Origin of the sequence: Frigoribacterium sp. PvP121, from assembly GCF_017833115.1 — a bacterium.
Taxonomy (GTDB): Bacteria; Actinomycetota; Actinomycetes; order Actinomycetales; family Microbacteriaceae; genus Frigoribacterium; species Frigoribacterium endophyticum.
Map to the genome: position 1 here is coordinate 2,884,013 of NZ_JAFIBR010000001.1, position 12,168 is coordinate 2,896,180.

Here is a 12,168-nt window from a genome sequence, read left to right on the forward strand (position 1 = left end):
CGCATCGCAGCCGACCACGATCCGACGGGTGCGATGATCGAGGGGTGACGCTCACCGACACCGCCCCGAGCACGACGCCCGCCGGCCCCTCCGCGGGCCTGCCCCGCGGCCGCACCCCGGTGGTCGCCGCCGTGCTGCTGATCGTGGTCGGGCTCGTGGGCCTGCTGGGGTCGTTCGCCCTCACCGTCGACAAGTTCCGCCTGCTCGAGAACCCGACGGAGTCGCTCGGCTGCGACGTCAACCCGTTCGTCGGCTGCTCCCCCGTCATCAACAGCTGGCAGGCGTCGCTCTTCGGGTTCCCGAACCCGATCATCGGCCTGGTCGGCTTCGCGGCCCCGGTCGCCGTGGGCCTCGGGCTCCTCGCCGGCGCCCGCTTCGCCCGGTGGTTCTGGATCGCGTTCGCCTCGGGCGTGTCGCTGGCCTGGGTCTTCATCACATGGCTCTTCACCCAGACGGTCTTCGTCATCGGCGCCCTCTGCCCCTGGTGCATGCTCGTGTGGTCGGTCACCATCCCGCTCTTCTGGGTCTTCCTGACCTGGGGCACGGCGCGCGGCGTCCTCGTGCGGCCCGGCCGCCTGCAGCGGGCCGCGGCGGCCTTCCTGCCGTACTCGTGGGTGCTGCCCGTCCTCAACTACATCGTCGTCGCCACCGTCATCGTGGTGCAGTTCCCGCTGCTGCTGCCGACGCTCCTCGGCTGACCGCGGCGCGCCTCCGCCACCTACACCGCGCCTCCCCCGCGGCGTCCCGGTCCCAGGTTCTTCTTGGCCGGCGACGCGACGCTGGCCGGGAGCGCCCGTCGGCGCCCCCGACCCAGCGAGGACCGATGACACCACCAGCCGTGCCCGGAGACACCAAGCGAGAGCGCCGAGAGGCCGCCCGCGAGAAGGCCCGCGTCGCCCGCGAGGCCGCCGCCAAGCGTCGTCGTCGCAAGAAGTGGGCGCTGCAGGGCGGCCTCGTGCTCGGAGTCCTGGCCGTCGCCGCGGTCGTCGTGCTCGTCGTCACCCGGTCGATGGCCCCGGGCGGCCCCGGCCCGCTGAACATGGCGAGCGACGGCGTCGTGCTCTCGGGCGACGGCACCACGGTCTCGGCGACGACGACCGACGCGGTGCCCGCCGACGGCGAGCCGACGGCCTCGGCGGCCGGCACGGCCGAGAAGCCGAGCATCGTCGTCTACCTCGACTACATGTGCCCGTACTGCGGCCAGTTCGACACGGCCAACGCGGAGCAGCTGCAGACGTGGGTCAGCCAGGGCTCCGTCGACCTCGAGATCCACCCCCTGGGTTTCCTCGACAGCGCCTCGCTCGGCACGAAGTACTCGACCCGCTCGGCGAACGCGCTGGCGTGCGTCGCGAACTACCAGCCCGACGCGGCGCTCGACGTCAACACGGCCCTGTTCGCCCAGCAGCCGGAGGAGAACACCAGCGGGCTGACGAACGACGAGCTGGTCAGCCTGGTGCAGGGCGCGGGCGCCGACGACGAGCAGATCCCCGGGTGCGTCACGGGGGGCGAGTTCGACGACTGGGTGGCCTCGGCCACGGAGCGGGCCCTGAACGACCCGCTGCCGAACAGCGACCTCGAGAAGGTCACGGGAACCCCGACGGTGCTGGTCAACGGCCAGCAGTACCAGGGCTCGCTGACGGACCCGACGGTCTTCGCCCAGTTCGTCGCGGAGGTCGCGGGCGGCGCCCCCACCTCCGACACGAGCACCGGCACAGCCCCCGAGTCGTCGGCCACCCCCGCCCCCTAGGGCCGACGCTGAGCGCACCCCGGGGCCAGGTCACGACCCCGGGGTGCCCCCGGCCAGTCAGCCGCAGAGGCGGCGGCTGGCCGAACGGTTCAGAACCAGAGAGCGAGCTCCCGCGCGGCGGACTCGGGGCTGTCGCTGCCGTGGACGAGGTTCTGCTGCACCTTCAGGCCCCAGTCGCGGCCGAGGTCGCCGCGGATGGTGCCGGGGGCGGCGGTCGTCGGGTCGGTGGTGCCGGCCAGCGAGCGGAAGCCCGCGACGACGCCGTTGCCGGCGACGCGGAGGGCGACGGTCGGGCCGCTCTCCATGAACTCGACGAGGGGCTCGTAGAACGGCTTGCCCACGTGCTCCTCGTAGTGCTTCGACAGGAGGTCGCGGTCGGCCTGCAGCATGCGCAGGTCGACGAGCTCGTAGCCCTTGGCCTCGATGCGGCGCAGGATCTCGCCGGTGAGGCCGCGGGCGACGCCGTCGGGCTTGACGAGGACGAGGGTCTCTTGGAGGTCGGTCACTGTGGTGCTCCTTCTGGTGGGGTGACGGGAGGGTCGGTGTGGTCGCGTCGGCCGGGCCGGCTCACGCCGCGTCGCCGGGCCCACCGTAGCGGGCGGCGTTGAGGCGGTCGAGCTGGGTGCCCTTGATGAGGCAGTAGGTCCAGATCGCGACGAACAGCGCCGCGACGACGTACATGACGGGGTCGAGCAGACCGCAGGCCACCAGGCCCGCCTGCACGACCCAGCCGAGGGCGATGCCCCAGGGCCAGCGCGTCGTGCGGGAGATGAGCATGACGACGACGATGGCGGCGAACCCTCCGCCGAAGGCCGCGGCGGGCGGCAGCAGGTCGCGACCGTTCACGACGAGCATCACGAAGAACAGCGAGAGCGCCTCGAGCACGAGCACGATCGAGAGCAGGCTCTCGGCCGCGCCCCGTCGGCGCCCGGGGCGTCGACCGCCCGGGCGGGTGCCCGCCGGGGGGCCCTCGGGAGGCGGCGCCGCGGTCACGAGAGACCTCCCGGAGCCTGCGCCAGCGCGAGCACGTCGCCGACCAGCGTGATCGACCCCGTGACGACGACGCCGCCGGGCTCGTCGCCCTCGGTCTCCTCCGCGAGGTCGCGGGCGGTGCGGAGCGCGGCGACGAGGTCCGTCTCGACCACGACCCGGTCGGCGCCGACGACGCCCACCGCGATCGCGGCGAGGTCGTCGGCGTCGACGGCGCGCTCGGAGTCGCTGCTCGTCACGACGAACTGCTGCACCGTGCCGGAGAGCGCCCGGACGATGCCCGCGGCGTCCTTGTCGGCGAGCACCCCGAGCACGGCCACCACGCGGCCGAACTGGAAGTAGTCGTCGAGCGCCTTCGCGAGCGCCCGTGCCCCGTGGGGGTTGTGGGCCGCGTCGACGAGGATGGTCGGCTCGTTCGCCACGATCTGGAGGCGCCCGGGCGACGTCACCGCGGCCAGCCCCTCGGCCAGCACGTCGTGGTCGAGCGCCTGGGAGCCGCTGCCGAGGAACGACTCGACGGCCGCGATCGCGACCGCCGCGTTCTGCGCCTGGTGGTCGCCGAAGAGCGGCAGCAGCAGGTCGTCGTAGCGGCCGGCGAGGCCGCGGACGGTGATCAGCTGGCCGCCGACCGCGACCGTGGTCGACTCGACGCCGAACGCGGTGCCCTCGACCGCGAGCGTGGACTCGGTGAGGTCGGCCGCCCTCTGCAGCTCGGCCAGCGCCTCCGGCTGCTGGGAGGCGCTGACGACCGAGGCCGACGGCTTGACGATGCCGGCCTTCGTGCGGGCGATCGCGTCGACCGTCGAGCCGAGGCGCTGGGTGTGGTCGAGGGCGATCGGCGTGAAGACGGCCACCTGGCCGTCGGCGACGTTCGTGCTGTCCCACTCGCCGCCCATGCCGACCTCGAGCACGACGACGTCGGCGGGGGCGTCGGCGAAGCAGGCGAAGGCCAGCACGGTGAGCGCCTCGAAGAACGTCAGGGGCTGCTCCCCCGCCGCCGTGAGCTCGCCGTCGGTCATCTGCAGGTAGGGCTGGATGTCGTCCCAGTTGGCCACGAGCAGCTCGTCGCTGATCGGCTCGCCGTCGACGACGATCCGCTCGTTGACTCGCGTCAGGTGGGGGCTCGTCATCAGGCCGGTGCGCAGGCCGTACGAGCGCAGCACGCTCTCGATCATGCGGCTCGTCGACGTCTTGCCGTTCGTGCCGGTGACGTGGATCACGGGGTAGGCGCGCTGCGGGTCGCCGAGCAGCTCGGCGGCGCGGCGCGTCGCCCCCAGCCGCGGCTGCGGGGCCTGCTCGCCGACGCGCGCGAGCAGCTCGTCGTAGACGCGGCGGGCGCCCTCGGCGAACTCGCCGCGGTCGGCCGCGCCCTCGCCCTCGGCGTCGCTCTTCTTCTTCTTCGGGCTCATGCTCGTCGGACCTCCACCGTCACGGCCGCGCCGGAACCGACGGCGACCCTCTCGTCGCGCGCGGCGACGTCGTCCTGCACGTCGACGACCAGCTCGGTCGTCAGGGTCTCGCCGGCGATCAGGTCGCGGTGCACCTCGATCGCGGCGGCCGAGCCGGGCTCGACGACGAGGGTCGTGACGACCCGGTCGCCGACGTCGAGGCCGGCCGCCTTGCGAGCCTGCTGCACGGCCCGCACGACGTCGCGCGCGAGGCCCTCGGCCTCGAGCTCGGGCGTGGTCGCGGTGTCGAGCAGCACGAAGCCGCCGTCGCCGACGAACGCGATCGCCGCCGTCGGGTCGGCGACGGCGAGCTCGAGGGTGAACTCGCCGGGCAGCAGCTCGAAGCCGCCCACCACGACCGTCTCGCCCCGCGCCTCCCAGTCGCCCTTCTTCGCGGCGGGGATGACCTGCTGCACCTGCTTGCCGATGCGGGGGCCGGCCGCGCGGGCGTTGACCGTCAGCTTGCGGGTGACGCCCCACTCGCCGAGGCTCTCCTCCGTGAGCGCGGTGAGGACGACGTCCTTGACGTTGAGCTCGTCGCGGAGGATGGCGCGGAACGGCTCGAGGCCCGCGGTGTCGGGCGCGACCACCGTGAGGCGGGCGAGCGGCAGGCGGACGCGCAGGCCGGTCGCCTTGCGCAGCGCGAGGCCGGACGACGCGATGGCGCGCACCGCGTCCATCGCGTCGACGAGCGCGTCGTCGGCCGGGAAGGCGGAGGCGTCGGGCCAGTCGGCGAGGTGCACGCTGCGGCCACCGGTGAGGCCCTTCCAGATCTCCTCCGTGACGAGCGGGGCGAGGGGCGCCGCGACGCGGGTGAGCGTCTCGAGCACCGTGTAGAGGGTGTCGAACGCGTCGTGGTCGGTGCCGGCCCAGAAGCGGTCGCGCGACCGGCGCACGTACCAGTTCGTCAGCACGTCGGCGAAGTCGCGGAGGGCCGCGGCGGCCAGGGGCGAGTCGAGCGCGTCGAGGTGGCCCTCGACCTCCGTGACGAGGCGGCGGGTCTTCGCGAGCAGGTAGCGGTCGAGCACGTCGGTCGAGTCGGTGCGCCACTGCGCGACGTAGCCGTCCGCGACGTGCCGGCCCGCGCCTCCCGACCCGTCGGCCTCGGCCGCGTTCGCGTAGAGGGTGAAGAAGTAGTACGTGCTCCAGAGCGGCAGCAGGAACTGCCGGACGCCCTCGCGGATGCCCTCCTCGGTCACGACGAGGTTGCCGCCGCGGATGACCGAGCTCGACATCAGGAACCAGCGCATGGCGTCGGCCCCGTCGCGGTCGAAGACCTCGCTCACGTCGGGGTAGTTGCGGAGGCTCTTCGACATCTTCTGGCCGTCGGAGCCGAGCACGATGCCGTGGCTGATGACGTTCGAGAACGCCGGGCGGTCGAACAGCGCCGTCGAGAGCGCGTGCATGACGTAGAACCAGCCGCGCGTCTGCCCGATGTACTCGACGATGAAGTCGGCGGGCGCGTGCGTCTCGAACCAGTCGCGGTTCTCGAACGGGAAGTGCACCTGGGCGAAGGGCATCGAGCCCGAGTCGAACCAGACGTCGAAGACGTCCTCGATGCGGCGCATCGTGCTCTGGCCGGTCGGGTCGTCGGGGTTCGGCCGCGTGAGGTCGTCGATGTAGGGGCGGTGCAGGTCGGGCTCGCCCTGCTCGTTGAGCGGCAGCCGCCCGAAGTCGGCCTCGAGCTCGGCGAGCGAGCCGTAGACGTCGGTGCGCGGGTACGCGGGGTCGTCGCTGCGCCACACGGGGATGGGCGAGCCCCAGTAGCGGTTGCGCGAGATCGACCAGTCGCGGGCCCCGGCGACCCACTTGCCGAACTGCCCCTCCTTGACGTTCTCGGGCACCCAGGTGATCTCCTGGTTCAGCTCGCCCATGCGGTCGCGGAACTCCGTGACGCGGACGAACCAGCTCGAGACGGCCTTGTAGATGAGCGGGTTGCGGCAGCGCCAGCAGTGCGGGTAGCTGTGCTCGTAGCTCGCCAGGCGCACCAGGCGCCCGTCGGCGCGGAGGCGCTGCACGAGCGTCTTGTTGGCCTCGAACACCTGGAGGCCTGCGACGCCCAGCTCGTCGAACATCGGCAGGAAGCGCCCGGCCTCGTCGACCGAGACGATGACGGGGATTCCCGCGGCGGCGCAGACCAGCTGGTCGTCCTCGCCGTAGGCGGGGGCCTGGTGCACGATGCCGGTGCCCTCGCCGGTGGCGACGTAGTCGGCGACGAGGAGGCGCCAGGCGTTCTCGGTGCCCCACGTCTCGGTGTCGGCGTAGACGTCCCAGATGCGGTCGTACTCGACGTCGGCGAGCTCGGCGCCGGCGAAGTGCGCCGTGACGGCGGCCTCCGCCGCCTCGGCGGACTCGTAGCCGAGGTCGCGGGCGTAGGCGGCGAGGGTGTCGGCGGCGAGGAGGAAGACGCTGCCGGTCAGCAGCTCCTGGTCGCCGGTGCGCTCGCCCGGCAGCAGGGCGTGGGGCACGGTGACGTAGTCGATGGCCGGCCCGACGGCGAGCGCCATGTTCGTCGGGAGGGTCCACGGCGTGGTCGTCCAGGCGAGGGCCTCGACGCCGGTGAGGCCGAGCGACTCGGCCTTGGCGCCGACGAGCGGGAAGGCGACCGTCACGGTCTGGTCCTGGCGCATCTTGTAGACGTCGTCGTCCATGCGCAGCTCGTGGTTCGACAGGGGGGTCTGGTCGTGCCAGCAGTAGGGCAGCACCCGGAAGCCCTCGTAGGCGAGCGACTTCTCGTGCAGCTGCTTGAAGGCCCAGAGCACGCTCTCCATGTAGCTGACGTCGAGGGTCTTGTAGTCGTCCTCGAAGTCGACCCAGCGCGCCTGACGGGTGACGTACTGCTGCCACTCGTCGGTGTAGCGCAGCACCGAGCCCCGGGCCGCGGCGTTGAACTCGCCGATGCCCATCTCGTCGATCTGGTGCTTCTCGGTGATGCCGAGCTGGCGCATCGCCTCGAGCTCGGCCGGCAGCCCGTGGGTGTCCCAGCCGAAGCGGCGGTGCACCTGCTTGCCGCGCATCGTCTGGTACCGCGGGAAGACGTCCTTCGCGTAGCCCGTCAGCAGGTGGCCGTAGTGCGGGAGGCCGTTGGCGAACGGCGGGCCGTCGTAGAAGACCCACTCGTCGCGGCCCTCCCGGGCACGGATCGACTCGCGGAAGGTGTCGTCGCCCGCCCAGAAGGCGAGGACGCCCTGCTCGACGTCGGGGAACCGGGGTGACGCGGGTACCGGCTGGTAGGCCATGGGAACTCCAGGTGGTGCGGATGTCCGTCCACGGGGACGACCGCCGAGGGGCCTCGGAGGTCGCGGTACCACCCCGCTTGCCGGCCCTCACGGGCCGACCACTCGCTCTGCGGCTGTGACGGGCCTGCCCCGCTCGGTTCTACCGGCGGCTGCCGGCCCCGAGGGGCAGGTCTCCGCGTTCTTCCGAGTGCTCCCCGGTGATGGCCGGATCGATGCACGTCACATGGTACGCGTCGAGGAGGCGCGGCGCGATCGGTGCAGGGCGTGCATCATCGAGACCATGACGACAGCATCCCCGACCACCGACCCGTCGCCGGGCGCCGGCGCCGCCCCGAAGCCGGAGAGCTCGCTCACGGTGGTCGTCGCGTTCCTCGCGAACCTGCTCGTGGCCGTCGCGAAGACGGTCGCGGCGTTCCTGACCGGGTCGGCCTCGATGGTGGCGGAGTCGGCGCACTCCTGGGCCGACACGGGCAACGAGGTCTTCCTCTTCGTCGCCGACAAGCGCGGCGTGAAGCAGCGGGACGCCGACCACCCCCTCGGCTACGGCAAGGAGACCTACGTCTGGTCGATGTTCGCCGCGTTCGGCCTCTTCACCGTCGGCGCGGTGGTCTCGATCCAGCACGGCATCTCGCAGCTCGGCGCGGCGGAGGAGGCCGAGGACTACCTCGTCAACTACGTCGTGCTGGCGGTCGCGTTCGTGCTCGAGGGCGTCTCGTTCACCCAGGCCCTCCGCCAGGCCAGGGGCAGCGCCCGCGAGCGGCAGCTGCCGACCCTGCGCTTCGTGCTGCGCAGCTCGAACTCGACCCTGCGCGCGGTCTTCGCGGAGGACGCCGCGGCCCTGGTCGGCCTCGTCATCGCCTTCCTCGGCATCCTGCTGCACCAGCTGACCGGCTCGGCCGTCTACGACGCCGTCGGCTCCGTCCTCGTCGGCGTGCTGCTCGGCGTCGTGGCCCTCGTGCTCGTCGACCGCAACCGGCGCTTCCTGGTGGGCGAGAGCCCGAGCGACGAGCTGGAGTCGACGGTGCTCGCCCGGCTGCTGGCCCGGCCCGAGATCGACCGCGTGACCTACCTGCACACGGAGTTCGTCGGGCCGGGTCGGCTCTACCTCGTCGCCGCCGTCGACATGCGCGGCGACGACACCGAGGAGCACGTCGCCGTCGCCCTCCGCCGCGTCGAGCGCGAGCTCGAGCAGCACGACGCGGTGGAGGAGGCGGTGCTGACGCTGGCTACGCCCGACGAGCCGAGCCTGCAGCCGCGTCGCTGACCCGCCGAGCGCGACGCCGGACGACCGTGAGCGCGGCCGCGCCGAGGCCGATCGCGAGGACGCCGCCGGCGAGCGCGGAGCCCACGCCGTCGTCGCCGGTGAAGGCGAGGGAGGCGGTGGTCGCGGTGGCCGTGCCCGCCGCCGGTGCGGCGAGGGTGAAGGTCACCACCTCGCTGGGCGCCGACATCGTCGGGAAGTACCGGTCGCCCGTCAGGGCGAACGCCGCGAAGGAGTACGTCCCCGGCCTGGCCAGGGTCTGCGTGAACGACCACGTCCCGTCCGCGGCGACGACGACGGGGTCGGTGCCGGCGACGAGCGGCTCGAAGTCGCCCTCGCCGTCGCCCTCCCCGCGCGCGGCGGCGGCGTAGCGGTCGATGGGCGCCCGCCCCTCCTCGAAGTACCCGTAGATCGCGATGGCGCTGCCGGGCGTGCCGGTGCCGGTGATCGTGAACTCGAGAGAGGACGCGCCCGCGCCCTGGCTGCGGTCGGGACGACCGACGACCGTGCTGCCCTGGCCGGGCGACGTGACGACGGGAGCAGCCGCGGCAGCGGCCCGGGGGCGGAGGACGTCGACGACGACCGACACCGCCCGCGACGAGAGCGCCGTGGCGAAGCCGTCGGCGTCCTGCGCGGACTGGCTGACGGAGATGCGCCAGGTGCCGTAGGGCATGAACACCCAGTCGGCCCAGGTGCCGTCGGCGCCGACCACGACCGGGTCGTAGCCGTAGCCCCACGCCACGACCGGGTCGACGGCGTCGAGGCCGACCTCGACGGAGGCCCCGGGCGTGCCCGTGCCCGCGAGGTCGAGGACGCCCGTCTCTAAGTCGCCCGACTCGAAGGGGACGCCCTCGACGGCGCTGCCGTCGACGGGGGTCGAGATGACGGGGGCGGCGCTGGTCGGCAGCCCGGCCACGACCACGGTGCGCTGGACGGTGCCCAGGTCGGCACCGTCGGCACCGACGACCCGGACGGTGATGACGTTCGACGCGGCCGTCGCCTGCGCGGGCAGCGAGACGGGCTCGTCGAAGGCCCCGTCGACGACCGGCACGACCACGCCCGTGTCGCCGGTGCTGGAGATCTCCACCTGGCTCCCGGCCGGGGCCGTGCCCACGACACGGACGCCGGCCGACGACAGCACCTGCCCCTCCACCGGGCTCGCGACCTCGAACGCGGCCTGGGCCTCGACCGCGTCAGCCGACGTCTCGTCGACAGCCGGTGCCGGTGCCGCGGCGTCCTCCGGTGCCGCCGGGGCCTCGGCCTCGTCGACCACGGCCTCCGGCTGGTCGGCGGCGGGCTCCGGCTCGGGGGCCGGGGTCGGGGTCGGGCTGGTGACCGGAGCGGTCTCCTCGACCGGCACCGCGCCTCCCTCGCTCTGCTCGACCGGAGCCGGCGCGGCCGACGCGGCCGGTGCGGCCATCAGGAGTCCCCCCAGGGCGATGGCGATGACGGTCGGCAACGCCACGGCGGCCGACAGGGTGTTCTTCATGGTCTTCTCTCTCGCGTGGGCCGACCTCGTCACGGAGCACTCGACCCACCCCCGGGCCCCGCGAGGCGGCCACGAGAGGGCCACCTGGGCCCCACCGTACGCAGCGGTCCGGTCGCCCGGGCCCCCCGTGACCGTTTCGTTGCGCGATGTCATCCGCTGGAGTGAGGCTCCCTCGTCACGGCGGCGGAGAGCAGCTCGTGGAGGCCTCGGCGAGCGCGGGCACCACGGCGAAGGAGGCGGCGGTCGCCCGGGCAGGACGGGCACGCGCCCGTCCGGCCCGGAGGCGACCACCGCCTCCCGGATGCTGCTCTCGCTACGACAGGGTCGTCACGTCGGACTCCTGGACGGCACGACGACGCAGACGAGCCACGACGAGGCCGAGGGCCCCGAGGACGACCGCCAAGCCACCGCCGACGAGAGCCCGTGAGGTCTCGTCCGAGCCCGTGTAGGCCAGCGAGCCGCCGGCGACCGGGCGCACGGGGGTGCCGGCGTCGGTGCCGGTGCCGGCGGGGGCCACGACCGTCGCCGCGCGGACCTCGAAGGTCAGGGTCGTCGGCTCGGACGTCGTGGGGTTCTGCAGGCTCGAGTCGTACTGGTACACCGTGGCCTCGTAGACGCCGACGGGCAGCTCCACCTCGGCGGCCGACCAGCGGCCGTCGGCACCGGCGAGGAGCCGGCCGCCGTCCGCGGCGCCGAAGGAGGCCCAGGCGCCGTCCTCGTCGCGCGACCTCGCGTAGCCGTAGACCTCGTAGCCCGGCTCCGCCGTGCCCTGCAGGGTGACGGGCGCCTCGTCGCGACCGGCCGGCACCACGACGGACGAACCGTCGGCCGGGGACGTCACGACCGGCGCGGTCGTCACCACGGAGCTGGACGGGACCACCGTGATCACCGGCGAGTAGTTCAGACCGGAGTTGTACCGGGGGAACGGACCAGGGGTCTCGGCGTCGATGTGCCGCGCAGCGATCCGGTACTGCCCGGGCGCGAGGGCGAACACGTGCGACCACTTGCCGTCGGCGTACTCCTCGGGGCGCACGACCTCGTAGGTGGTCGACCGGTCGGGGCTGACGACGCTGAGCTCGGCGAGGTACATCGTCCCGGTCCAGCCCTGGATGTACACCTCGGCGATCTCGGCACCGCCCTCGGCCACGGTGTCGGCGACCCACTTGCGGTCGCCCTCCATGTCGACGACGGCCCACTGCGGGAGGACCTGCGCGATGACGACGATGCGCCGCTCGGCGGAGGGCGCCGACTCCTCGCTCGTGGCGGCACCGTCGGCGTCGACCGTGTGCTGGGTGGCGGTGTAGGTCGAGGTGCCCGGCGAGACGCGGACGGAGGCCGACCAGCGGCCGTCGGCCCCGACGGGGACGGTGACGTCCGGGTCGACCACGCCGGTGATGCCGTCGGCGCGGGCGAAGTCGAGGCTCACGACGGCGCCGGCGAGCCCGGTGCCCGTGAAGGTGAGCGGCACGTCGGTCTCGGTGGCCCCCTGGTCGCGGGTCACCTCGTAGAGGCCGATCGCCCCTCCGTCGAGGGCAGGCGCCGCGGGGGCGGGCTCCAGCGCCGCCACGGCCGCGTCGGCGTCGGCGGAGGCGGCGGGCTCGTCCGCGACGGGCGCGGCGACCGGGGCTGCCTCGGCGGCGGGCGTCTCGGCGGCGGCGTCGGCCGTCGCGTCGGCGGACCCGGCCGGCGCCGTCTCCTCGAGGGGAGCCTCGGCATCGACGGGCGCGGCCTCGTCGACGACGGGTGCGGCCTCCGGCACGGCGGTCGGGGTCGGGGCGGGGCTGACGACGGGGCCGGTCTCCTCGACCGGCACCGCGCCTCCCTCGCTCTGCTCGACGGGCGCCGGTGCGGCGGACGCCGGTGCTGCCATCAGGAGTCCCCCCAGGGCGATGGCGACGACAGTCGGCAGCGCCACGGCGGCCGACACGTTCTTCTTCATGGTCTTCTCTCTCGTGTGGGCCGGCGTTGGCGCGGAGCTCTCGACCCACCCCCGG

Annotated in this window: 9 protein-coding genes; 3 read left to right on the top strand and 6 right to left on the bottom strand. The window is 73.6% G+C overall.

Annotation, left to right across the window (positions count from 1 at the left end; translation table 11 throughout):
• Window positions 1–44: 44 nt before the first annotated feature.
• Window positions 45–698 carry a vitamin K epoxide reductase family protein gene (locus tag JOE43_RS13450; RefSeq protein WP_307803377.1) on the top strand — a complete coding sequence of 218 codons (654 nt, stop codon included), beginning with the start codon at window positions 45–47 and terminating at the stop codon, window positions 696–698.
• Between the two features lie 125 nt (window positions 699–823).
• Window positions 824–1,747, top strand: a complete 924-nt coding sequence (locus tag JOE43_RS13455; protein ID WP_209518398.1) for a thioredoxin domain-containing protein — start codon at window positions 824–826, stop codon at window positions 1,745–1,747.
• 89 nt (window positions 1,748–1,836) lie between these two features.
• On the opposite strand, the gene ndk is transcribed toward JOE43_RS13455, so the two are convergent.
• From ndk to ileS, 4 genes are all read right to left on the bottom strand, one after another.
• Window positions 1,837–2,253, bottom strand: coding sequence for a nucleoside-diphosphate kinase (gene ndk, locus JOE43_RS13460; protein ID WP_209518400.1), 417 nt, complete (start codon window positions 2,251–2,253; stop codon window positions 1,837–1,839).
• 61 nt (window positions 2,254–2,314) lie between these two features.
• On the bottom strand, window positions 2,315–2,740 hold the full coding sequence (locus JOE43_RS13465; protein ID WP_209518402.1) for a DUF4233 domain-containing protein: 426 nt from the start codon (window positions 2,738–2,740) through the stop codon (window positions 2,315–2,317).
• Complete coding sequence (locus JOE43_RS13470) at window positions 2,737–4,146, bottom strand: folylpolyglutamate synthase/dihydrofolate synthase family protein (protein WP_209518404.1); 1,410 nt, start codon at window positions 4,144–4,146, stop codon at window positions 2,737–2,739. Before JOE43_RS13470 ends, JOE43_RS13465 begins: the two co-directional genes overlap by 4 nt.
• A complete protein-coding gene (gene ileS / locus JOE43_RS13475; protein WP_209518406.1) occupies window positions 4,143–7,424 on the bottom strand; it encodes an isoleucine--tRNA ligase in 3,282 nt (1,093 codons plus the stop codon). Before ileS ends, JOE43_RS13470 begins: the two co-directional genes overlap by 4 nt.
• 280 nt (window positions 7,425–7,704) lie before the next feature.
• Here ileS and JOE43_RS13480 point away from each other — a divergent pair, with 280 nt between their 5' ends.
• Window positions 7,705–8,688 carry a cation diffusion facilitator family transporter gene (locus JOE43_RS13480; RefSeq protein ID WP_209518408.1) on the top strand — a complete coding sequence of 328 codons (984 nt, stop codon included), beginning with the start codon at window positions 7,705–7,707 and terminating at the stop codon, window positions 8,686–8,688.
• Here JOE43_RS13480 and JOE43_RS13485 read toward each other — a convergent pair.
• Complete coding sequence (locus JOE43_RS13485) at window positions 8,651–10,174, bottom strand: hypothetical protein (RefSeq protein ID WP_209518410.1); 1,524 nt, start codon at window positions 10,172–10,174, stop codon at window positions 8,651–8,653. The genes JOE43_RS13480 and JOE43_RS13485 overlap by 38 nt on opposite strands.
• A 313-nt stretch (window positions 10,175–10,487) precedes the next feature.
• Window positions 10,488–12,113: a hypothetical protein gene (locus JOE43_RS13490; protein WP_209518412.1), complete on the bottom strand. Its 1,626-nt coding sequence runs from the start codon at window positions 12,111–12,113 to the stop codon at window positions 10,488–10,490.
• Window positions 12,114–12,168: the final 55 nt, after the last annotated feature.

What these genes read in the sequence shown, in the direction of transcription:
- JOE43_RS13455 (WP_209518398.1), top strand. Translation starts at nt 824, where the DNA reads ATGACACCACCAGCCGTGCCCGGAGACACCAAGCGAGAGCGCCGAGAG.
- JOE43_RS13470 (WP_209518404.1), bottom strand. Translation starts at nt 4,146, where the DNA reads ATGAGCCCGAAGAAGAAGAAGAGCGACGCCGAGGGCGAGGGCGCGGCC.
- ileS (WP_209518406.1), bottom strand. Translation starts at nt 7,424, where the DNA reads ATGGCCTACCAGCCGGTACCCGCGTCACCCCGGTTCCCCGACGTCGAG.
- JOE43_RS13480 (WP_209518408.1), top strand. Translation starts at nt 7,705, where the DNA reads ATGACGACAGCATCCCCGACCACCGACCCGTCGCCGGGCGCCGGCGCC.
- JOE43_RS13485 (WP_209518410.1), bottom strand. Translation starts at nt 10,174, where the DNA reads ATGAAGAACACCCTGTCGGCCGCCGTGGCGTTGCCGACCGTCATCGCC.
- JOE43_RS13490 (WP_209518412.1), bottom strand. Translation starts at nt 12,113, where the DNA reads ATGAAGAAGAACGTGTCGGCCGCCGTGGCGCTGCCGACTGTCGTCGCC.